Here is a 23,357-nt window from a genome sequence, read left to right on the forward strand (position 1 = left end):
TTCCGTTACCTTTCTGACCACCCAAATCTGTCTATTAATCGCTTGGGAATCATTTGGAAAGCTTTCTCAGTTTGTTCAGGAGAAAAAACTTGTCGCCATTCATCTATACTTCCCTTCCTGTAATGAGTTCCAGGTTTGAACTCGGGTGGATTAGGAAATTTAAAATTTGACCTTTCTATTTCATAAAAATTTAATATTTTTTCAAAAAAGGCATCTTGATTTGCTGCCAACTCTTCATAGGTTGTAAAGAGTATTTTTGGATAAAATGATGAATTTTCTTCAGCATCTAACCATCCCTCTATCCACTTTATTGACTGAGGCATAAAACCTTTTTCAATTTGCCAACTTATTTGATCTGCCATTGATAAAGAAAAATAATCTTCTGAGTAAAGAGATGGAGTTCTTGAAAGCCAATTCGGATACAAATCTTTTAACCTTATCATGTGGTGTACGAATGACAGCAAAGCTTGACGCGGTTCTCGAACGTTAACTATTAATCGATCCAATGTTTGACTAAGAAAAAACAAATTTACTTCGCTCGCCGGAAAATGCTCGTGAGAAATTGTCATTCCTGAACCTAATTCATCTAAATGCTCAGTATTAATAACATCTTCAGGAAAGGTACTAGAAGACACTCTAATGAAACGTATATCCAACCCAGAACTGAGAGAAACGTAAATGTAAACACTCCCTGATTTAGGTACTGTAATTAGCATGATACCTGGTTTTTTACCTTGAGATTTAATTGTAGAAAATTTAATTTTATTGGATTTATAATAACTGCGGAATGCCTCATTTTGCTTTCCATTTACTAATAACGCATTACCCAGTTGAAAATAAGCCGCCTCAGAATTAGGGCTAATTTCAACAAACCGCTCACAACAACTAACTGCTTTATCCAGATATCCCTTACGTCGGAGTTCCTCTGATAGGTGAGACAGCACTTCCACCCAATCGGGTTTAATTTCTAAAGCTTTTTCGTAACTTTGAATTGCCTTCTCAGATTCTCCATGCTGTATGAAGAGATTTCCCAAGTTGTAGTAAACCTCTGCCCAACTAGGATTAATACTTATTGCTTGTTGGTAAATTTGAATAGCCTCTAAAATTTGACCCTGCTTTGTCAAAATTTCCCCTAAACGCTTGTAAGACTGATAAAAATCCGGCTTAAATATAATTACGCGATGATAAGCCTCTATAGCTTCCAACCATTGCTTTTTTTCGCTTAAAATGTTTGCTAGATTCCACCAACTTTCCCAGTTATCCGGTTGAAGTAGTAGCAAGCTTTGGTAGACTTCCGCTGAATTATTGTTTGACTTGATCGCTTGCTGGTAGGCTAGTATTGCTTCTTCTTGCTGTCCTTCCTTCTTAGCCAAAATATTTCCTAACTTCCACCACAGTTCCCAATTATCCGGCTGAAACTCGAGAAAGCTTTGGTAAACCTGTACAAATTCGGGATTTCTTTTAAGGACGTTCTGGTAAGCAAATTTAGCAGACTCCTGTTGTCCCTGCTTAGCATGGAGATTGCCTAACTGCCACCAAGCTTCCCAATTATCCGGTTGAATTTTTAACAAGCTTTGGTAAGCTTGTAGAGCTTCGGCATTTAGCTGAATGCTCTGTTTGTAGGCTAGTATTGCTTCTTCTTGCTGTCCTGCTTGCTCCGCCAAAATATTTCCTAATTTCCACCACATTTCCCAATTATCCGGCTGAAGTTCGAGAAAGCTTTGGTAAACCTGTACAAATTCGGGATTTATTTGAAGGACATTCTGGTAAGCAAATTTAGCAGACTCCTGTTGTCCCTGCTTAGCATGGAGATTGCCTAACTGCCACCAAGCTTCCCAATTATCCGGTTGAATTTTTAACAAGCTTTGGTAAGCTTGTAGAGCTTCGGCATTTAGCTGAATGCTCTGTTTGTAGGCTAGTATTGCTTCTTCTTGCTCCCCTTCCCGCTCCGCCAAAATATTTCCTAACTTCCACCACAGTTCCCAATTATCCGGTTGAAGTTGCACCAGACTTTTGTAAGCAACAATCGCACCTGGATTTAATTCAATCACACGCTGATATGTGGCGATTGCTTCTTCTCTTTGCCCAACTTTAAGTAAAACCTCACCTAACTTCCACCACAGTTCCCAATTATCCGGTTGAAGTTGCACCAGACTTTTGTAAGCAACGATCGCACCTGGATTTAATTCAATCACACGCTGATATGTGGCGATTGCTTCTTCTCTTTGCCCAACTTTAAGTAAAACCTCACCTAACTTCCACAAAACTTCCCAGTTATCAGGTTGAAGTTGCAGTAAGTTCTGATAAGCTGCCACCGACTCAGGATTTAACTCGATCGCCCGCTGATACATCCCGATCGCCAGAGCCAAATCTCGCTGAGTTCTCTGCCTCAACACCTCTCCCAAACTATACTGAATCTCAACTTCATCAGGAGCAAGCTCGATCGCCCTTTGATAACAAACGATCGCCTCATCCAACCGCCCCAATTTAGTTAGAGCTTCCCCTTGATTGTAATAGATCCAAGCCGACGAACTCGGGTTAAGTTCGATCGCCCGACTGTAAGCATTGACTGCTTCTTCCCATCGAGAAACCTTAAGCAAAACATCTCCCAAATTTGGGTAAGACCAATAAAAATTGGGGTTTTCCTCAATAGCAGAGCGATAAGACGCGATCGCCTCTTCCAATCTCCCTTCCTGCTTTAGTTTGTTTGCCGCGTCAAAATAGCTTACAGTCATTGCTTGTCTCCGGCTTTCCTGAACCGTTGTTAATCGTACCGTGATTTGATACTAAGGTTTATGAATATATTCTAAAGACTGCTTTTCAATCTCATCCCAAAATTCGTCCACCCATTTTATCACACCCGCAATTCCATCCTTTAAAGAAATCTCTGACTTCCATCCCAGTTCAGTACGAGCCTTGGTTGAATCTATCACATAGGCAGCATCCTGTCCTAATCGTTCGGCAACAGTCTCCGTTGACTCAGCAAACGAGCGGTTCATCGCTTCGCAAATAGTTTGCACTACTTCCCGCACAGCATACCCCCTATCGGGCGACACATGATAAATTTCCCCCACCTGCCCTTTTTCCATCACCGCTAATTCTCCCCTAGAAACATCGCGAATATGGATATAAGACTTGACAGCGTGCCCGCCGCCGTGCAACTGAATCGTTTTACCCAGCTTCAGGTAAATTGCCGATCGCGGAATAATTTTGAATAGCTGCTGGTAAGCTCCATACACATTGGTAGCACGAACTGTAACCAAAGGAAACTGAAAATTTTTATAGTAAGTGGATAAAAGTAAATCCGCAGCAGCTTTAGAGGCGGCGTAGGGTGTCGAAGGATTCATCGGCGCCGATTCTAGCACATTCCCTTCACAAGTTCCATACACTTCTGGAGAAGAAATGTGAACATAGCGACCCAGGTATTTTTTGTCTTTCAAGTGATTAATTAGTTGAGCCAATGCTACTGTATTCGTTTGGAACCAGTGGTCAGGATTTGTCCAACTAGGAGCCACCTCACTTTGAGCAGCAAAATTGACAATATATTCCGGTGAAAAATCGTCAATCGCCTGCAAAATCTTTGCCATATCTCGGTTAAAATCCAGTTGATGAAACTGAAACCGAGGGTTTGTATGACGCAGATAGGGGAGAAAAAGTGGCCCTTTCTCTGGAGAACGACTTATACCTATAACTTCGTTTTGGTCGTCTTCCAGAAGTAAGTCAACGAAATCGCTTCCCGAAAAAGAATTGCTCCCCAAAACAGCTATTTTACGTTGATTCATGTCTCCCCCTTATAATTGTATTTATATTTTTGCCGTTTTACAATGTAATTTTCAAATCTACTCAAAGTAGATAAAAGAGTGATCGCCACTATAGCCGCAATGCTTAAACCACCAATCCCACTCTTGGGGGGTATAGAAACTTTCGCACGTAAGCTGCCAATATAGTAGATTAGCTTTTTCGGATTCGTTCCTATAAGACTCTACCACAATATATTTGTTCCCCTTGCTGACCCGCTCTATTTCCCGCAGAGCTCTGTCTAGCTCAAAACAATACAAATTGTGTAAAGTATTTATAGAAATCACTAAATCAAAGCTGTTGTCTGCAAACGGAAGTTCTGTCGCGCTGCACGCTTTCAAAAACGGGCGCACTTCTTCCTTAGCGTGAGCAATCCCGTATTCGGAAATATCGATACCGGTTACTTCGACTCCCGGTACAGCTTGCGTGAAGTCGTACAGTAAAAACGCTTTGCCACACCCGACATCTAAAATCCGATCGCCCGGTTTTAAATTATAGTGTTGAGCGATCGCATCTGCAACAGCCCGCCAGCGACCATCATATTTATAACCGCCGTAGCCAACTTTGCGATCGCCGTCCCAATAATCATAATCAAATTTTTTAGCAAGCTTAGCCGCCTCAGCCTTCGGGAATTCATTCACGCGCCCCAAATAATCGCGCTGAGTTTTTTTGTGAACTGCTGAGAGGAAGTCAATATAAGCCATTTAAAATTCCCTGTTTTCCTTCAGGTATTGGAGAGCGCGACGCGCCTTTTGCAATTGTACAGCTTTGTGTACTTCCCGATCGGCAACTTGCCCAGCAAAACTTCGCCTTTGGCTACCGACTGGCAAAAAGTCATTAAGCAGAATACAACACCACTTGACTCGATAAACAGGCAATAAAATCGCCATCCGCTGTCGGTGTTGTTCGGGTTCTGACAACTCAGAAACAACCGCTTCAACAAACTTGGAGTAGTAATCTAGAGAAACAGGAACCGCCGGTTGGCAAAAAAAGTCAGAAACCATTTTACCCGGATCGTCCCACCCTGCATACTCAAAATCGAGAAAGCGCAATTGCCCGGAATCGCTCAAAATAGCGTTGTGAAACCCAAAATCCGATGGAGACAAACACCGATCTAAAAGTGCGATTTCTGCTTCTAACTGTAGACTCCACTGATTCGCTTGTTCGATTACCCGCGATCGCACTCGTTTCCACAATTCAAACAACTCGTTGTGGATAAATTCAACAGCAGAGCGATCGCTCTCGGAAGATGCTTCGACTGTTTGCAACCTGACAAGACGACGTTCCACGCATTGCAGATGTTCCTCAAGGGTAAAACAAGTTTCCGATGCCTTGGGTAGATTTTGAGCCTCAGTCAGTTGCTTATAACAGTTTATTTGCCGATAGAAATTAAGTGCTTGCTCAACCGTTTCAGCAGTAACTTCCTGCGGTTCTAGTCGCCGTCCGCGGACAAACTCATATAAACCTAAACCTTTTTGGCGATCGCACGCCAACGGTTGAGGTAAAGCCCGCACCCCATTGTCCCAAGCAAACTGCGAAAATGCAAATTCAGTACCCAAGCGGTCTCTGCGATCGCCTGGATGTTGAAAATAAACCTTCAACAAAAAGCTTGAACCCTTTGCATCCACGCGGAAAACTCGGTTATTCCCGCCACCTGTCAGAGGATGAAGTTCCACCTCCCCAACCCACCCCGCGGCAGATACTAAATCACCGGCCGCTTGCTGAAGGTCTTCTAAACTCAGGGAAACAACTTCAGTCATCATAAAATCAAAGCCTCTATTTCCGACCAAGAGGAAGCGTGACGAAAGGGATGTCCGGTGAGATGGTGATTTTGGGGGTCAAAGAGGATGCGTTGGACTCCTACCGGAAACCCTGACTCTCCCAAAAATTCCGGCAAGTCATCAATAAAATGAGTACACTGCTGCTTGGCAATCCGTTCTAGCTTTTCCTGCTTAGTAAATTCAAAGAACACTTGGTCTAAGGACAAACCAATGCGATCGCGATCGTAAAACCCTTGACTTTTCAACCATCCCTGTGCAGCTTCGTGCAAATCGTATTTGGGACCCAGATAAGGGTAGCGCGTCTTGTGGCTGACAATGCAGACATTGACTCGATCCCGAACGCAACGGGTAAAAAATTCCAGTACGCCCGGAAACGGGTCAGCTTCTTTCATGCGATCGCCATAAACGTAACCCTGCATTTGAGTCCAAGCATCTTCCTTCCCGCACTGGCGCAAATAATCCCGCACTTGACCTTTACTGACAGGAACTTCTGGGGGAATTAAGCCTTGTTCGAGGGCCACTCGGTGGAACAAGCCGTCATAACAGACGATCGTGTTGTCAAAATCAACTCCAATTAACATTACTCACTCCACACTCATAGCTTGTTGAAAAAAGTTGTTTAGTTTTGGGTCTTCTGACTTTTGATAATAACCGCCCATTGGTGTATGAGGTAAAGTTAAAACAACCTGCATCATTGTTTCAAAATTTTCGATATCGCTGCGATCTTGCAGTACCATTTCTTCCAAACCTGCGTGTAACTCGCATCCAGCATCTAAAATGCGATCGTATATTTCCAATCGCGACTTAGTTTTCTGGGGCAACATAAACAGGCTAAATAGTATAATACCCTCTAGTTGTGGCAATTCTGCCAAAACATCGTACAACATCATATAACATCCGGGCATCGCATATTCAGTTGCACTGAGTTTATAATCTAAATTATGCCGTGTTGCGTAGTCGCGAACCACCAAGTTTTGCACGCGGTGCGGGTAATTCACTCCCCTGACTGGACGGCTAGTAATGTAACCGCGATACCCTAATTTTTGACTCAATTCTTCACTCATCAAACCCCCCAGGCATTGTAAATTTCATCCCTATTTTAGAGGCGGCACGCACGGCGATCGGGGCGAAATATTCCCCCAGACGTTTATCAGAGTAAGGTGTAAATAAACCTTTAAATCGAATATTCATAGACCATCTAGTTGTAGATTCTTGGTTAATTCGATTGCCGTGGACGATCGTAGGAGTAAATAGAAGTACCTTACCGTAGGGAACTTCTAACCATTCAAGTTCAGGCTCGATCGCCTGATAAAGACTTTCTGTTCCTGCCCCGGCAAATTCCTGTACTCTTTCCCGCCATTTAGCATCAACATCAGGTGGTAAAATAAACATACTCTTTGTGCGATAGCAATCTACTAAGGGAATCCACAATACTACTTCAAATGGCGAACATTCCGAACCCCAACTATCAGAATGCAGTGGTAATAAAGAACTGTTGTCGCCGGGAAGTTGAATGCTTAAACCTATATTGCGCTGCATCACCAGTTCGTTGCCTACAATGGTTTCTACGAGGGAACGAGCGCAGGAGAAATATGCTTCCCGAAACCAAGATTCTGCCATTAAACCTGATATGATATGAAGGCGGAAAGAGTTGAGTTTTTTGACTGGTACTAGAGAGGCAATTTCATCTAAAAATACTCCAGGATCTGTCGGATATGGCACTCCCAAAAAATTAGTTGCTAAATCTACTGTTTTGTTTCGGATTCGCTCCAGGGCAGATAGATTTTCGCAGGAATCTATTATATAGCCATTTTGAATGAAAGCAGCACTTAAGTCTGTTTCTATTTTTGCCAAGAAGTCCATATCTTTCGATCCTTTGTTTTTATGGTTTCACCTGCTGAGGCACGATCGCCCGATACATCTGGAAGGTTTTGTGTGCGATCGCTTCTGGAGTGAGGCCAAAATATTCGCGGGCATACTCTTGTTCTCCCGCTGCGTGCAAGAACTTGTCAGCAACACCGATTCGCAGCAGGCGAGCTTTTTGATGGTCGCGATCGCTCAACCACTCAGCCACAGCCCCTCCGAGTCCGCCCATGATACTGTGTTCTTCAATAGTTGCCACCACACCAAACTGTGAGAACGCCTGCGATAACAATTCCTCATCTAAAGGCTTAACCGTGTGGAAGCTTACAACTTGGGCGGAAACTCCCTGTTTGAAGAGCTCATCTGCGGCTTGTAACACATTCGGCAGCATATTGCCGGTACTCAGCAAGCAAACGTCACTTCCGGGCCGCATCACGATTCCTTTGCCAATTTCAAAATCAGGCATCCCCTGATGAACAAGCGGCTCACCTTTCTTGCCCATGCGAATATAAGCTGGGCCATTCTGTTGCAAACAAGCTCGCATAGCCGCGCGTACTTCCCAAGCGTCACCCGCACAGATCACAGTCATGTTTGGCAGCATTCGCAGTAAAGCAATATCTTCACAAGAATGATGAGTTGCCCCGTTCCCGGCATAGGACAAACCCGCGCCAACTCCCACAACAATCACTGGAACATTGTGATAACAAACATCAACCCTAATTTGTTCAAAACAGCGAGTAGTTGTAAACGGCGTAATCGTGTAAGTAATGGGTCGAAGTCCGCACATTGCCATACCAGCCGCCACGCTCATCATGTTCGCTTCGGCAACTCCACAGTTATAAAACCGTTCGGGAAAGCGAGCTTTATATTTATCAAAAAGCCGATTGCCAATATCGCCAGATAACAAGACAACCCGATCGTCTTCCGCCGCGATTTCGCTCAGTTCCGCCGCAAATTCATTTCTCATACAAGTTGGAGTTCCACTTTAGCTTTTTCAACTTCTTCAGCAGTGGGAACGCGGTAATGCCAATTGTTGTCATCTTCCATAAAAGAAACGCCTTTTCCTTTCACAGTATGGGCAACAATAGCAACGGGTTTCCCGCTACCATCTGGCACGTTACGCAAGGTATCGACCAATGCTTTCATGTCGTGACCGTCTAATTCATAGGTACTCCATCCGAAAGCTTCCCATTTTTGTTTTAAAGGATGAAGAGCCATAACTTCGTTGCTGCGGCCCGTAGCTTGCCACTTATTGTAATCAATGATGGCAACTAAATTATCTAGTTTTTGAGCAGGAGCAAACATCGCTGCTTCCCAAACAGAACCTTCATTGCATTCGCCATCGCTCATGGTGACGAAAACGCGGTAAGAACGTTTCTGAATGCGACTGGCCAGTGCCATTCCTATGCCTACGGACAATCCGTGTCCCAGAGAACCCGTTGCTACTTCTACCCCAGGCACGCATTTCACGCTAGGGTGTTCTGGCAAGTTGCTACCCTCTTGGGCATAGCTATCGAGTAAATCTTGCGGGAAAAATCCGGCTTCTGCGAGGGTGGCGTAAAGCGTTGTTGCTGCGTGTCCTTTACTGAGAATAAAGCGATCGCGATCTGGATTTTCTGCATCCTTGGGATCTATTTTCAAACTTCCCCAGTAAGCTGCTACTAGAATATCAGCACAGGATAGGGAAGAACCTAAATGGGCAGTGCGAGCTTTGTGGGACAGTTCTACAATTTTGCCCCGAATTTTTCGGGCAGTGGCTTCAAGCTCTGGAATATTCATCTTTATTTTAAACTCAATCCTTGCATCGTCTTAATATTGTAATAAAGGCTATCTGTCATCGGATTAGGAATCAAATTAGCCTTAAACGCCTTCACCAAATCCTGCACAGCATCTTCAATCGTATGCTGTGGCACAAACCCAAGTTCCTTCTTAATCTTCTCCGATGAAATGTGATAAGAGCGGTTGTCATTGGTCGGCGTGCTGACAATCTCTACCTGTTTACCTACCACATTTCGCACCATTTGAGCAATTTGCATCACCGTATGATTTTCATAACCCGCATTGAAAATCTTGCCGTCGATCGCCTCATCAGGCAACTGGAGCGACTTGATATAAAGGTCTGTCATATCCTCGATGTGAATATTTGGTCGCTTTTGTTCGCCACCAAACACGGTAATCTTACCATTATTAACCGCGTGGTTAGTGAGGATATTTACTGTTAAATCCAGCCTCAGTCTGGGTGAGTAACCGCACACCGTCGCCGGCCGCAGAATTAAGGTAACAAACCCCGGTTCCCGCTTGGCCAGCAACACATCCTCGCACATTGCTTTATACTTGGAATAATCAGTTAACGGTTGCAATGGGAGTTCTTCGTTAACATTTTCGGTTTCTTTAATGCCGTACACGCTTGAAGAAGAAGCATAGATAAACCGCTTGACACCGCTATCTTTGGCAACATCTACTAAGTCAACAAAAGCATCGTAGTTAATCGACTTACCGAGGGCGGGATCTAATTCAAAACTGGGATCGTTGGAAATACAAGCTAAATGGATAACAGCATCACATCCGGGTAGAATTTTTTCTAGCAGTGGGCGATCGCGAATATCTCCCTTAATCTCTTCTAACCCCGGATGGTCTTTGACTGCGGATAGAACATCTGCTCCATAAATGTACAAATCAACAACCTTAACTCGATATCCCGCTTGAAGTAGTTTAGGAACTAGAACAGCCCCCACATAACCGGCTCCACCTGTGACTAAAACTTGTTGCATTTGATTCACCCTACATTTCTCAATTATTTTGACTTGGGTTAATAGACCTCTATAAAAACTGTTATGGGGTAGGCGTCTTGCCTTCCCTAAACTTTATTTTTACCCATGTCTAATATATTAATCATCCCACTAAAGGTGTTACATTTAACATTTTTGACAGCGTAAAATTCTTCCTTTTTTGGATAAAATCACTAATTTCTGCCATTGACGAAATTACCGTTATTTGAGCGTAAAACGGAGATTTAGACAAATCTTGCTGTTCCTGTATTCCATAGCCAGTTTTAACCAGAAAGGCTTTCATCCCTAACTGCAAACCAGGCTCTAAATCCCTGAGTCTATCCCCGATCGCCCAGCACCGCGTCGGGTCTAAACAGTGGTCGGCGATCGCTTGGAGAAATAACCCATGCGACGGCTTGCGACACTCACAAACGTAACTATACTGGATAACTTGACCTTTCGGGTGATGGGGACAGTAATAAAAATCGGCGATCGCCCCTGAAGCCACTTCAGCATCCCGTCGCATTTGATCGTTAACTGCCTCCACTGCCTCCACTGGGAAATAACCCCTAGCTACTCCCGATTGATTAGTCAGCACCAATACTGAGATGTCCTGAGTATTCAGGAATTTTAGCGCTTCGAGCACTCCCGGAATCCACTCAATTTGGTCGGGGTGGCTGAGGAAATGGCTATCTTGAATTAGAGTGCCATCGCGATCGCACAAAATTGCTTGAGGCTTGCTTAAAGATGGCATCTCTATACCTTTAACACTGTAGTAGCAAATTTCAACAACCGAGCTTTTTCTACTGGTTCAGCATTGCCAAGAGTATTCGCTGAAATCGCCCCAGCCAAATTCCCCAGCAGCGAACCAACTGCGATCGGTAATTCCAACTTCGCACTCAAGCTAGCCAGAGCAAAAAACGCATCGCCCGCCCCAATTGTATCCTTGACCGCCAACGTCATTGCTGGACTCAAATCTTCTTCTCCTTTAGCATTGATTCCCAACGCTCCCGCAGAACCTAGAGTGAGCCATCCTTGCTGAGCATCTAGATGTTTGAACAAACCTTTAAGCAGATAATTGTGGTCTCCGTAACGGCTAGAAAAAGCTAAACGCAGTTCTTGTTCATCCAAGCAAAAAACATCAGCTCGACGGTACTTAGTAATTAAGTTATAGCCGTAATTTGCACTATTTGTTTGGCAGTTCAGCGCCAAAAAAGGAGCTTCATTTTGAACCACATCCATGAGTTCAGAATCCAGCAAGCCATGTCCGTAATCTGCAACCACCACCATGTCATAATCCCGAATCGTTTTTCGCAAACGATCTAATAAATTTTGCCGCTGATTGGGATCTGGTCCTTCTTCTTGCAGCTCATTAATAGAAAACAGCTTGGTGTAATTATCCCTCATTCCCTGCCGCTCAATGTAACGGCGTTTGGTAACGGTGGCGGCACCATTTTCATATTGTAAATCTAGCCTAATACTGCCATTTATGTTATTCAAAATTAAGCTGTGAATGTCTGGCTCATTCCCTACAACACCAGCCACAGTTACAGAGTCTACAAAACTCGCAATGTGGCGGGCAATAGCCAAAGAACCTCCTAAATGCTGCTCTTTTTTCAAAAAGCGAGTCGAAATAACTCTGCCTTTTGAAGTCAAACCCTGCACTGTACAGTGAACAAATTCATCAATAATGACATCGCCCAACACTAAGACTTTGAGCTTTTGCATCGCATCAACGCCCTTGCGAATTGCCTCAAAAGGGTATTGCTGGCTTAATTGGATAGCATAGCTTTTGATATGCGGTGGCAACACATCGGTATAGTTATTGAGCAGCTTTGTTGAGCTAAAAACAATCTCGCCTGTATAGCGAATTTCTCCGCCGTAAGCTTTGACTCGATCGGCTTCCCGGTCAATATTTTTAGTAACATCTTGACTGTGGTCAGCATATTCGTGACCTTTGCAGTAAAAATTTGGCTGAACTCGATCGAGTACATCTAAAGCTGTAGCCACAGGAGCCAATAGCACGTAGTCTACGCAAGCTAAAGAAGCAATCGAATAAAGTCGCAAATCGTCGGAAAAAACTGGTCTGCCAGGGCCTCGGTTGACGTAATGAGCTGCAGTAATTGAAACTACCAATACCTCTCCCAAAGCTTTAGCTTCTTGCAAGTGGGCAATGTGACCGGGGTGAAGCAGGTCAAACACCCCATGACAGAGCACTATCTTACGGTTCTGCTCTCGAACCTTAGCAAGTACCTCTTTACAAGTTTCAAAATCAAGATATTTTTCTGTGTTCTTTGTCAGCATCTTTGAACTAAATGGTGTAATTTCCAACTCTGACGGGCTTGCCAGTATACAACACGGGAGAATCCCCATTTTTGTAACTATACCAGGTGATGTTCGCGATGGCGCATCTACAAACTTGCGTTAAAAAAGATGAACGGACTTTTTTCACCCAAACCGGAGCAGATTTCACTTTGGCGACGCTATTCCTGAACAGTTTTAAGGGCCGAGCTACCAACAGACGATGCTCTCAAGGAGAATTGGTGTGTGCGCTGAGCTTCCCGGTGGCTATTTTAAACACTAGACTCTCGCTTAAGCCTAGTGTTCCCGTCACCTGAGCCTAGATCCGCCCTACCCTAGTTTTAACCGCAAGGACACGCCTCATCAATTCTTTCCATTCGGGGGAATTGCTCAGGGAGTTCGTATCGAGATACTCGCCTTTTTCTAAGGAAAAGCGACCAAAATTTTCCAACCAGTTCACAATAGTTTCTGTCGGTGAGAAAGGCGTAAAATTCAAAGATTTCTGTAGAGAATGAGACATCCCAGCCCTATCGTGGTTGCGATAAGCATACCAGGCTTCCCATACTAGAACTCCGTACTGCACTGGATTATTTTCATCTGGATTTTTGACGGCATTTTCCTGAAAACGCCATCTCTCTAATTCCCCCGCCGTTTTGTGCAGTTGTGACTGCGACTGTTCCAATTCTTTCCGAGTCGAGTAGAGTTGCGACTGCGACTGTTCCAATTCTTTCCGAGTTCGATAGTGTTCGGCTTGGGATAATTTCAATTCTTGCCGAGTCGAGTGGAGTTGCGACTGCGACTGTTCCAATTCTTGCTGAGCTTGATAGTGTTCGGCTTGGGATAATTCCAATTCTTGCCGAGTCGAGTGCAGTTGAGACTGTGACTGTTCCAATTTTGTCCGAGTTTGATGGTGTTCGGCTTGGGATAATTCCAATTCTTGCCGAGTCGAGTGGAGTTGCGACTGCGACTGTTCCAATTCTTGCTGAGTTTGATAGTGTGCGGATTGGGATAGTTCCAATTCTTGCTGAGTTTGATGATATTGGGCTTGGAAGAGTTCTAATTCTCCCTGAATTTGATGCAGTTGAATTTGTATTAATTCGCAATCTTCCTGAGCCTGATACATTTGCGACTCAAATCGATCGCGATCTTCCTGAGTTTGATATAGTTGAGCTTCGGTTAATTCCAACTCTCCCTGAGTTTTGTACAGTTTTGACTCGGATATTTCCAACTCACTTCTAGTTTGATGTAGTTGGGGATGGACTTTTTCCAACTCTTCCTGAGCTTGATATAGTTGGGACTGAAATTGAGCGCACTCTTCCTGAGTTTTAAATAGTTGAGCCTGCGCCAGTTCCAATTCTCCTTGAATAGGATAACTTTGACTTTGAACTACTTCTAACTCTTTCTGACTTTGATTTAGTTCCGTCAAGGATTGTTCTAACTCTGCCTGAGTTTGATAGAGTTGCGACTGCGACTGCGCCAACTCTCTCTGAATCTGATGAAGTTGGGCTTTGCAATTTTCAAACTCTCTCCGTTGTTCGTAAGTCATATTGTAATACAAATCGGTTGGTTCTAGGTTTAAGTTGAGATTAAATTCGCTTGAGACTTTGGTAAGTTCTATGACGGCAATTGCATTAGCTTGTGACCAAGGCCATCCGTATTCACTATCCCTAAGTTCTAAAGCATTTACTTGTTTCCAAAGCATATAGTGCTTTTCCTCTACCGTTTCCCTATCTATCAGCTTTAAGTAGTTGGCGGATATAGCATCTTTCGGAATACCATATTTTTTTCCTAAAACATCTAAATATTCTTGGCTAAATTGAATATACCATTCTGCATCTGTAAGTTTTCCAAAAGGAACGGTAATCAAGGCTTTTCCATCAATAGCCAGTAGATCGTAAATTTTAGCGATCGCCTTTAGGGGGCCTTCTAGATCGCGGTTCTCTATCTGTTCCCCATAGCCTCCTGAAGGATCGTCTCTTTGCCCTACGTGCTCTACACTAGAAATTGATACTATTGCGTCATATTTTTCCGCTGAGGGCAAGTTCATCAAATCTTGATTTTCTACACCTAGATCGACTTCAAATTTATCTACAATTCGTCTCGATCTGATCCCAATATTTTCGCTCAATGAGTTTTCGTAGTGGGAGAGTACGTTGCCAATTTCAAGAATTTTCTGAGGATTCTTTAGATTAGCAATAAAGTCAAAGGCAATGGAAATTTCTACGGCTCTTTCTGTCGGGTTATTAAATTTTATCCGGTTGTAATATAACTCTTTACCTTTAAAAGTAAAGGTTCTTGTCCACTTACTCATTTTTTCCTCTAAAAGCAGATTACAAGTTTTCCGGCGCGGGTTATGCTGAAAATCGGTAGTTGACAACTGGAGTATTAAATTTAACCCTTAACCTTTAATTATTACACATAGTAGTTTTTTGTGCAAGCTACGGGATATTTGGATAATATGGCTGGAGTCAGTGGCCCTCTTTTTATTCCTTGCTGATATTTTATAAACGCCATTATTTTAGCGTAATCAAAAAAAATACCCCCCTTGAATTAGGGGGTTACGGCTAATCAGAAATTAATACTTCCTCTCCTGCGGCTCAAACATCGTAATCGCCACCGGCATATAAGCTAAATCAATCCCCGCAGGGGAATAATAGGCTAGCGTATGCTTCAAGAAATTCCCATCATCGCGCTCAGTAAAATCTTCCCGCGAATGAGCTCCCCGACTTTCCTGTCGGTTCAAAGCAGAAGTTAAAATCATTTTCCCAACAATTATCAAACTCCGCAACTCCAAAGCTTCCACAATTTCCGTATTCCACAACTTGCCTTTATCGTCTAAGTAAACCTCCTCATATTGTCGCTCTAAATCCGCCAATTTCTTTAAACCTTCCTGCATCAATTCGGCGCTACGAAATACACCACAATACTCAGTCATAGTATCTTGATACTGCTGCCGCACTTGATTGATTCGGTATTTTCCGGGACGCTCTACAAGTGCCTGAATTTGCTCTTTTGCTTCCGTAATATAACGCTGTTCGTCTACAGCAGGCAACTTGCGATTTTGTACAAATTGTGCTATGGTTGCGCCAGTAACTTTGCCATAAACGACGCATTCTAAAAGCGAGTTGCTGCCCAAACGGTTGGCGCCGTGAACCGAGACGCAAGCTGCTTCGCCGGCGGCAAAGAAACCGTCTACTAAACTGTCAGGACTGCTGCGAACTTGCCCGCTAACATTAGTAGGAATTCCCCCCATTGAATAGTGAACCGTAGGGCGCACGGGCATCGGCTGATTTACGGCATCAATTCCTAACAAACGGTGGGCTTCTTCCCAAGCAAAAGGAATTTTGCTCATAATTTTTTCGCGCCCCATGTGCCGCAAATCGAGGTAGATAAAGGGGCCGCCGGCACTACCATCAACATTAATCCCTCGGCCGGCGCGAATTTCTATGGAAATTGACCGCGAGGTGATGTCTCTGGGCGCTAATTCCATCCGCGACGGGGCATAATTGGCCATAAATCGATCGCCCTCTGAATTAATCAAATAAGCGCCTTCGCCCCGCACAGCCTCGGAAATCAACACTCCCACCGGATACAAACCAGTCGGGTGAAACTGCACGAATTCCATATCTTCCAGCGGCAATCCCGCCATAGCAGTCATCGCCAAACCGTCTCCCGTCGAGGCATAATCGTTCGACGTGGTATTGTAAACTCGGCCGTAACCGCCCGTAGCAAACATCACCGCCTTAGCGCGCACGACCTCAATTTGACCGTCTAGAAGGCGGTACATAACTACCCCCTTGGCTTGGCCTTCTTCCAAAATCAGGCGCGTGACATACCACTCCTGATAGATGTGAACTCCGCAGCGGCGCAGATTGTTGACTAATTCGTGGAGGATGGCGTGACCGGTTTTGTCGGCGGCGTAGCAGGTGCGGCGGTGGGAATGTCCGCCGAAAGCGCGCTGGGCAATTCGGCCGTCTGGGAGGCGGGAGAAGAGGACTCCCATGTGTTCTAAATCTATGACTACACCGGGCGCTTCGCGGGTGAGGATTTCTACCGCGTCTTGGTCGGCTAAATAGTCGGAACCTTTTACTGTGTCGAAGGCGTGGGCTTTCCAACTGTCTTCGGGATCGACATTTTGGAGGCTGGAGGCCATCCCACCTTGGGCTGCGACGGAGTGCGATCGAATCGGGTGAGTTTTAGCGACGACAGCTACCTTTAAACTGGGGTCAGTCCGGGCAATTTCTACTGCGGCGCGGCAACCTGCTAAACCGCCGCCTACAATGATTACGTCGTGTTCTAGCATCTTTTTGAATTATTTTGAGTGTTCTGCTCAACTTATGGTGACGCAAAAAAAAACTTCCCACCAAAAGAGCAGGAAGTTTTTTAACTTTTGATTTGAATGGGAAATCAAAAGTTAAAATTTCACATTGGACTAGCCGGCGCTTTCGACAGGCTGCTGATTGGACTGATTTCCCGTTGCAGAAGGTTGAGTTTCCGTACCGGGTTCTACAGCAAGCACTTCAATGTTATTTAGCAGAGTTGTAACGAAAGCAAACAGCAAGAAGGGCAGAGACAGCACTAAAATCAAGCCGACGGTAGCCAAGGCGAAGATTTGGCGGGCGCTACTCCACAAGGCGAGTGCCGACGCTAGACTTAGGAAGATGACTATCAGCCAAACAATGATTTGACCGTAAATGTCGCCAAAGGTGAGCGTACATTTAAGGCGATAGTTTTGGATGTTATTCATTTGATGCCTCGCGAGATTGCTATTACGACTTGTCCAAAAATACTTTGACAGTGTGTCAATGGCCACTGTAAATTTCTAAGTTTAGCTGCCGCAACCTGGTTTTAGGGCTGTTTTAAACATTTTTATAGAAGTTTGCAACAACACTTTATGAATTTTTGTTTCTGACTGGGAAATTTGGCCGAAACAAGACTTACGCACTCCGACAAAGAAACCGGGTTTTTTACTGTTTTGGCGGGCTGTAACGCGTCTTTTCGCAAAAAACCCGGTTTCTGGCAACCCCTGCGTCCAGGACTAAGCTGTTCTGAATCTAAATCGTATTTTTTGTGCGGGCTATAAGCCCAACCCCTACTCCCCACAAGAACTTTATCAAATTTTAGTTCACAGTTTAAATGTCCAACAGCTTACGAAACAAAGGCACAAGGGGAAAGTCTACTTTTTGAGGGAGCCCCGACTTGGTAAAGAAATGTTAAGCTGCGTGGAAATGGAATCAACCTTTATAGCGTCGCACCTGTCTTTTCGCCCATGTCTTCAGAGAGCAAATTGCTGATTTCGCGCTGTTTCCTGGCTGGTTTGGGAACGCAGATGTTTATGTACCGCGAAGACCGGATTCCCCAAGAGAGTCCGGTTCTGGTGGTGAGCAATCACCGCAGTTTCTTAGATCCTGTGCTGCTGACGGCGGCTTTGGGTCGATCGATCCGCTTTGCTTGTCATCATTACATGGGTCAAGTTCCGGTGATGAGGGAAGTGGTCACGACTTTCGGCGCTTTCCCCTTGGAAGCACCGGAACACCGACAGCAGCATTTTTTCTCTCAAGCAACAGCGCTACTGCAAGGCGGGGAGATGGTGGGGGTGTTTCCAGAGGGTGCAGAACCGATGGTGAAGCTGACTGGCCCGAATACTGTGGGGAAGTTTCAGCGGGGATTTGCTCATTTGGCTTTGCGGGCGCCGGTGCGGGATTTGGCAGTTTTGCCGGTGGCGATTAGTTCCTTTGAGGAACAGTCAATACGATCGGGTGTACCGCTGAAGTTGTTGAGTTTGTTCGATCCTTCGGAACCGCTGTTCGATCGATCAGGGTGGCATCCTGTGATAATTTATCAGCGAGTTAATGTTTTAATCGGCCGGCCTTATTGGATTACTGTCGAGAGACAGCAGCAATATCAAGGCAAAAAAGCCAAAGCAGTTGTTGCTGAACTCACCAACCACTGTCAGGGGGAAATTGCCGAATTACTCCAACGAGGTTGTTTGTAAGTTTGTTGACTGTTGACTGTTGACTGTTAACTATTGGCTGGTGTCAGCTTTCCAATCTAAAATCTAAAATCTAAAATCTAAAATCGATTGACTTGAATCATGGCAAATGCTAACAACAAGGTTCGTTTCCTAACCCCCAAACCCCCGAAACCCGATCGCCCTTTATTTGTATTTCTGCCCGGTATGGACGGGGGCGGTTTGCTGCTGCGCTCCCAAATTCCTAAATTAGCCAATCATTTCGACATTCGTTGCTTAACTATACCGGCTGACGACATGGCTAGTTGGGAGGTACTTGTTAGCGAAACAATTGCCTTAATTGAAGCAGAAAAGCAAGCCGGAAAGCCGAAGCGGCCGGTTTATCTGTGCGGCGAGTCATTTGGGGGCTGTTTAGCGATGAAAGTTGTGTTAGAAGCTCCTCAATTGTGCGATCGATTAATTTTAGTCAATCCAGCTTCTTCGTTTCGACAGCAGCCTTGGGTGCAGTGGGGCTCGTATCTGACTCAGTGGCTGCCGGCCAACCTTTATCCGCTGTCGGTAATCGGTTTATTGCCGATATTAGCATCATTAGGAAAGATTGGGCGCGACGATCGCCGCGCTTTGCTAGAAGCGATGCAAGCAGTACCGCAAAACACGTCTGTGTGGAGATTGGCGTTAGTGCGATCGTTTAATGTTGACGAAAATCAGTTGCGCGGTATCAAACAGCCGACGTTAGTAATTGCTAGCGGTGCCGATCGGCTGCTGCCTTCTTTAGCAGAAGCGAAGCTTTTAGTCAAGGTAATTCCCAATGCTGAAATGGTGCTGCTTGCTAACAGCGGTCATGCTTGTTTGTTAGAAACAGATGTTAACCTTTATGGGATTATGCAAGCTCGCAATTTTTTGACAAAATCCGAAGAAAATCTGTCATTAGTCAATAGTCATTAGTCATGGGGCATGGGGCATTGGGCATCTCCGAAAAACAATCTTATCGGCATCAGCAATTAGCAATTAAGTAGATGAGTAGGAAAATAAATAAGTATGTCATAGCTGCATGAAACGAAGTGAAACGAAGCAATCGCAATGGTTCTGGCAGATTTACATTCCGTTACCTAGCGAGGTTTCTTTGCGCCTACCTACTTAATACCTCTTGGATGTCGATGGTCAGGAACTGCAATAATAGCTTCAATTAAGTTCAGAGACTGTTGGCGAATTAAAAAAGGGTAATACCCCTCATAGGTAAAATGTAGATAGTGTAGGTTGGGTAGAGCGCGAGCGAAACCCAACTCTTTTAAAATAATGTGTTGGGTTTCGCTGACGCTCTACCCAACCTACTACATCTATGTGAGAAACACCGCGAGTGCTGGTTTTAGAGGTGAGGGGTGAAACCCTATGTGAATTCGCCAACAGTCTCTTAAGTTCATTAGCGATACACCGAGTTAGGATAGTATTTGCGATCGGGTCAGACCCGATCGCAAATACTATGATACATTGCTTTTTCAAGCCTATGCCTTTAGATGTGCGCTTCCTGACGTAATTCTTTATCCCTGCGTCGCACGTACACGAACAGATCGACTAAACCCAGGTATATCATCCCTTCCTATATTGCTTACTCTTGCCGGAATTATATACACGCTTCTGGATATACATTGTTCCGTGGGGGTAGCCTTTAATCTTTCCATTTTTATGTCACTTGAGTTGGAACTTGCCATATAAATCAATATTAGGGAACCCGGTAAGTTATCAGTTGTCTGGAAGCAAATCGTCATATTGCTCCTATTTTGTGGCTTAAAATCGACATCCTCTTGAAGACCGAGAGTCTTCTCTCCTAATAAAATTTTTTGTGCTAAGGCTGTACTGGCGAAACTAAAAGAGATGCCAACAGCAGCCATTAAAACTGCTGGTAGTTTTTTGACAATGCTCATACGACAATACCTCGTTTGTTGAAATTTAGGTTGATTAGTGGTTTTTTCTTCCCACATCTTTTAGACGTTTTCCCACCGCAATTTGGGAATTTTTCGAGTTACAGGCAAATTTTCTCTCCCAAAACCCACACTCAACCCCTCTAACCCTTTCCCAGATTGCTTTTGGGCTGCTGCAAAATTTTCTCGACTTCCCCACGCGCCGCCCAACCTATCAGCTACGCCCTTGGGTTTACCTGGGGGATGCTACGCTTTTGCGATCTCACTCAATCCCATCATCTTCTGTGATCGCCCTCCAGCTTACGGCATCGTAGACATTGCACTGACAATTGAGAAGGTGCGTTACGAAGAGAGCGATCGCACCCTATAAGAGAAGTGCGATCAAACTGTCCTTACCCGCCGCAGGTATCGATCTTTTCAGTTCTTAACCTTTTCGTGTATAAAAAGTTATCGCAAAGAATAGGTCATTGTAATCATAATTTGGATCATTTGGATCTGTAGCAGAATCTTCGCATGCGTACTGGAATGTTGATACTAAAGTGGTTGCTTCATCATCATCAAGGTTTGCGCTATCTGTTATGTACGAAATACAGTTACCAAAGGTTAAGGTATATTTTTGCACCTTCCCATTGGATTTAGGAGGAGTAATAAAAGAACCAGTCACAGACTTAGATAAATCTATACTCTGGATTTCAGTATCTATATATACATGACCATCCTCGTCTTCCAGCTTGATTGTATGCGACTTCTCACTTTGAGCAGTAGCGTACCAGCTAACAGCTTCGCTAGGCTTGATTCTTAATACATCGGTATTGCATTGTATAATCCGAGACATAATTAGTTCTTGCTCCGTAGGTTTACTGCGTATGTTGACAACTGGAAATTTGAAACCCTTGCTGCGCATCGATGGCAGAATTTAAAGGTAATTTTCCTGTTCATCCTCATTTATTAGACGTTTCCCGATCCCAATTTAGTCATTTTTCTAGTTACGAGGAAATTTTCTCCCCCAAAAATCCCCCCTCAACCCCTAGAACCCTTCCCCTTCTTACCCTTCAAGCGCAGCAAACTCTTCTCAACCTCCCCACGCGCTGGATACAACAACTGCTGACTCAAAGCACTTTCATAAGCCTGTATCGCCCCCAACCGATCCTTCAACCCCACCAAGGCTCTCCCTAACCAGTAGTCAGCCATAGCCGGGTTAAACGCTCTCAATTCCTGACATCCCTCACCGGCAACTTTCCACCAGCGCTGACTAGCCCCAACATCCCCCAGCACCTGGTAACTCTCCGCCAGCCACAGCGCCGTCGGTACGAATTGCAGAGAAATTCCCGCTGGTAACAACTTCCATCCTTTCTCCAACGCCTCCACCGCTTCTTGATGTTTAAGAGCCAAAGCCAACACCCGCCCATGACGAAACCAAGCATCAACTAACTGCGGCTGAAGTTTTGTGCCCTGCTCAGAAACACTACATCCTCGTTCAATCTCTTTGAAGTGTTCCACCAACACCCGCCCCGCAGTCGCCCAAACACTCCAACGTTCAGGAAATCGTTTCAGCATCTGTTCTACCACAAAACGCAATTCTTCCCAGCGTTTGGCAGCCGGTAAAATTTCACACAAGACCTGATAAATTGCACAATTATCGGGATACAGTTGATAAGCATTCGCCATCATCTGTGCTGCTTTTTGATAGTCTCCCGTGTCGTATAAGCACCTGCCATAGTAATACCAACCATAAGGATGATTGGGGTGTTGGGCGGTAAACTCTGCTAACACCTCCACACCTTGCCGCCAATCGCCTCGGAAGATGTGATAATAGCCCAGAGAATTGTGAGCCTCAGCCCCATGAGGAGTTTGTAGCAGTAAAGAGGTAATCATCTTTTTCGTCAGTTTCCCCTCTTCACCAGAAACTAATCTCATCTGAAGACGTTGCTCAATTTGTCGTTGCAGTACCCTAAAATCATTCGGAAATAGAGCTATAAGCTCGCTCAACAGCTCTGTTGCGGCGCTCATATCCCCCACCGCCAGATTCGCATCTTGGCTGTAAATCAACGCCACAACATCATCTGGGTTGATTGCCAAAATTGGCTCCACAGCACTGATCACGCCAAGATGATTTTCTATCTGCTGATACACCTGTATCAAAGCGAGCCGGTGAACGACTTTTTCAGGTTCTAAATGAGTTGCTAAATTAAAGGCAATAATTGCTTTGTCACTCTCACCCCGACAAACTGCAATCAATCCCTTGATATGATGCTGAGTCGCTTCGTTTTCGTAACACGACAAGGCTTTTTCATAGACTTCTATTGCCTCTTTTTCTCGTTTCATTAGCTGCAATAGTTTCCCTAGTTGCAGCCGCACACCCATTAATTGCGCTTGTCGCTCAATCACTTGATGATATTCGACAACCGCTTGTTGCCAGTCTCCCATCTGGTAAAGCAAATTAGCTAGTTCTAACCTTTTTTTCCATCCTTGGGGATATTTCTGAACATACTTACTTAAAGTGTTCAATTTCTGATCTTGTCTAATTGGCTTTTCTTCTAAGAAAAAGTGAACATTCATCTCTAGCCCAGAAGATTGGCAGAACTGCACCAATGATGTGGCAAAGTATCCAGACATAATTTAGACTGGCTATAGATAAGGGGAAATAAAATAATTTACGTTAATCCGATTATGTCTTAGTTACTCAAACTAAACAAGCTATAAAAGATTAATTGTTAGCAAGGAAAATCAATGCGATCGCGTCAATCAATGGCTCTCTCGTAAGCTAATACGCATTTAAATTGCATGGGGCAATAAATTTTCCTTCTTGTGGGGAGTAGGGGTTGGGCCGGAAAGCCCGCCCTCAACATACAATTTAAATGCACAACAGCTTAAACGAAAAGCGATATCTACAACGGGCGTTGCCTACGCACTCCGAAAAAAAGCGATCGCGCCCTTCGTCGAGTGGGCAAGATCG

The 23,357-nt window shown here is 44.5% G+C and carries 21 protein-coding genes; 3 read left to right on the top strand and 18 right to left on the bottom strand.

All coding sequences use genetic code 11. The features are described from left to right. Positions 1-5: 5 nt before the first annotated feature. The 15 genes from QUB51_RS12900 to QUB51_RS12970 form a co-directional block, all read right to left on the bottom strand. On the bottom strand, positions 6-2,735 hold the full coding sequence (locus QUB51_RS12900; RefSeq protein ID WP_333261651.1) for a tetratricopeptide repeat protein: 2,730 nt from the start codon (positions 2,733-2,735) through the stop codon (positions 6-8). Positions 2,736-2,786: 51 nt separating this feature from the next. Then, positions 2,787-3,782, bottom strand: a complete 996-nt coding sequence (locus tag QUB51_RS12905; protein ID WP_333261654.1) for a GDP-mannose 4,6-dehydratase — start codon at positions 3,780-3,782, stop codon at positions 2,787-2,789. A gap of 57 nt (positions 3,783-3,839) precedes the next feature. Beyond that, positions 3,840-4,502 carry a class I SAM-dependent methyltransferase gene (locus QUB51_RS12910; RefSeq protein ID WP_333261657.1) on the bottom strand — a complete coding sequence of 221 codons (663 nt, stop codon included), beginning with the start codon at positions 4,500-4,502 and terminating at the stop codon, positions 3,840-3,842. Further along, entirely contained in the window at positions 4,503-5,561 is a 1,059-nt protein-coding gene (locus QUB51_RS12915; protein ID WP_333261660.1) for an aminoglycoside phosphotransferase family protein, read from the bottom strand. Next, a complete protein-coding gene (locus QUB51_RS12920; RefSeq protein ID WP_333261663.1) occupies positions 5,558-6,160 on the bottom strand; it encodes a hypothetical protein in 603 nt (200 codons plus the stop codon). Before QUB51_RS12920 ends, QUB51_RS12915 begins: the two co-directional genes overlap by 4 nt. 3 nt (positions 6,161-6,163) lie before the next feature. Continuing rightward, on the bottom strand, positions 6,164-6,643 hold the full coding sequence (locus QUB51_RS12925; protein WP_333261666.1) for an LIC12192 family sporadic carbohydrate cluster protein: 480 nt from the start codon (positions 6,641-6,643) through the stop codon (positions 6,164-6,166). Beyond that, the gene (locus QUB51_RS12930) at positions 6,636-7,442 is read right to left on the bottom strand and encodes a sporadic carbohydrate cluster 2OG-Fe(II) oxygenase (protein ID WP_333261669.1); all 807 of its coding nucleotides are present in this window, start codon (positions 7,440-7,442) and stop codon (positions 6,636-6,638) included. Before QUB51_RS12930 ends, QUB51_RS12925 begins: the two co-directional genes overlap by 8 nt. A 19-nt stretch (positions 7,443-7,461) precedes the next feature. Next, positions 7,462-8,409 carry a transketolase C-terminal domain-containing protein gene (locus QUB51_RS12935; RefSeq protein ID WP_333261674.1) on the bottom strand — a complete coding sequence of 316 codons (948 nt, stop codon included), beginning with the start codon at positions 8,407-8,409 and terminating at the stop codon, positions 7,462-7,464. Further along, complete coding sequence (locus tag QUB51_RS12940; protein ID WP_333261677.1) at positions 8,406-9,221, bottom strand: transketolase; 816 nt, start codon at positions 9,219-9,221, stop codon at positions 8,406-8,408. The genes QUB51_RS12935 and QUB51_RS12940 overlap by 4 nt, the downstream gene beginning before the upstream one ends. Positions 9,222-9,223: 2 nt before the next feature. Beyond that, positions 9,224-10,213: an SDR family oxidoreductase gene (locus QUB51_RS12945; RefSeq protein ID WP_333261681.1), complete on the bottom strand. Its 990-nt coding sequence runs from the start codon at positions 10,211-10,213 to the stop codon at positions 9,224-9,226. A 121-nt stretch (positions 10,214-10,334) separates the two neighbouring features. Beyond that, positions 10,335-10,964, bottom strand: coding sequence for an HAD family hydrolase (locus QUB51_RS12950; RefSeq protein WP_333261684.1), 630 nt, complete (start codon positions 10,962-10,964; stop codon positions 10,335-10,337). Between the two features lie 2 nt (positions 10,965-10,966). Next, the gene (locus QUB51_RS12955) at positions 10,967-12,514 is read right to left on the bottom strand and encodes a PfkB family carbohydrate kinase (RefSeq protein ID WP_333261687.1); all 1,548 of its coding nucleotides are present in this window, start codon (positions 12,512-12,514) and stop codon (positions 10,967-10,969) included. 316 nt (positions 12,515-12,830) lie between these two features. After that, the gene (locus tag QUB51_RS12960; protein WP_333261691.1) at positions 12,831-14,822 is read right to left on the bottom strand and encodes a hypothetical protein; all 1,992 of its coding nucleotides are present in this window, start codon (positions 14,820-14,822) and stop codon (positions 12,831-12,833) included. Positions 14,823-15,086: 264 nt separating this feature from the next. Next, positions 15,087-16,814 (bottom strand): succinate dehydrogenase/fumarate reductase flavoprotein subunit, encoded by a 1,728-nt coding sequence (locus tag QUB51_RS12965; protein WP_333261694.1) that lies wholly within the window; start codon positions 16,812-16,814, stop codon positions 15,087-15,089. 129 nt (positions 16,815-16,943) lie between these two features. Beyond that, positions 16,944-17,258: a hypothetical protein gene (locus QUB51_RS12970; RefSeq protein ID WP_333056259.1), complete on the bottom strand. Its 315-nt coding sequence runs from the start codon at positions 17,256-17,258 to the stop codon at positions 16,944-16,946. A 522-nt stretch (positions 17,259-17,780) separates the two neighbouring features. On the opposite strand from QUB51_RS12970, the gene QUB51_RS12975 reads away from it, so the two are divergent. Then, positions 17,781-18,506, top strand: coding sequence for a lysophospholipid acyltransferase family protein (locus QUB51_RS12975; RefSeq protein ID WP_333056260.1), 726 nt, complete (start codon positions 17,781-17,783; stop codon positions 18,504-18,506). A gap of 99 nt (positions 18,507-18,605) precedes the next feature. Further along, the gene (locus QUB51_RS12980) at positions 18,606-19,427 is read left to right on the top strand and encodes an alpha/beta hydrolase (protein WP_333261697.1); all 822 of its coding nucleotides are present in this window, start codon (positions 18,606-18,608) and stop codon (positions 19,425-19,427) included. A 593-nt stretch (positions 19,428-20,020) separates the two neighbouring features. Here QUB51_RS12980 and QUB51_RS12985 read toward each other — a convergent pair. Further along, positions 20,021-20,461: a hypothetical protein gene (locus QUB51_RS12985; RefSeq protein ID WP_333261702.1), complete on the bottom strand. Its 441-nt coding sequence runs from the start codon at positions 20,459-20,461 to the stop codon at positions 20,021-20,023. 25 nt (positions 20,462-20,486) lie between these two features. Here QUB51_RS12985 and QUB51_RS12990 point away from each other — a divergent pair, with 25 nt between their 5' ends. Then, a complete protein-coding gene (locus tag QUB51_RS12990; protein ID WP_333056263.1) occupies positions 20,487-20,771 on the top strand; it encodes a hypothetical protein in 285 nt (94 codons plus the stop codon). A gap of 54 nt (positions 20,772-20,825) precedes the next feature. Here QUB51_RS12990 and QUB51_RS12995 read toward each other — a convergent pair whose 3' ends face one another. Together QUB51_RS12995 and QUB51_RS13000 are read right to left on the bottom strand one after the other, a co-directional pair. Continuing rightward, positions 20,826-21,236: a hypothetical protein gene (locus QUB51_RS12995; RefSeq protein WP_333056264.1), complete on the bottom strand. Its 411-nt coding sequence runs from the start codon at positions 21,234-21,236 to the stop codon at positions 20,826-20,828. A gap of 185 nt (positions 21,237-21,421) precedes the next feature. Further along, entirely contained in the window at positions 21,422-23,017 is a 1,596-nt protein-coding gene (locus QUB51_RS13000) for a tetratricopeptide repeat protein (RefSeq protein WP_333261705.1), read from the bottom strand. Positions 23,018-23,357 lie beyond the last annotated feature (340 nt).

The sequence above is a fragment of the Microcoleus sp. AT8-A3 genome, from assembly GCF_036705675.1.
Lineage (GTDB): Bacteria > Cyanobacteriota > Cyanobacteriia > Cyanobacteriales > Microcoleaceae > Microcoleus.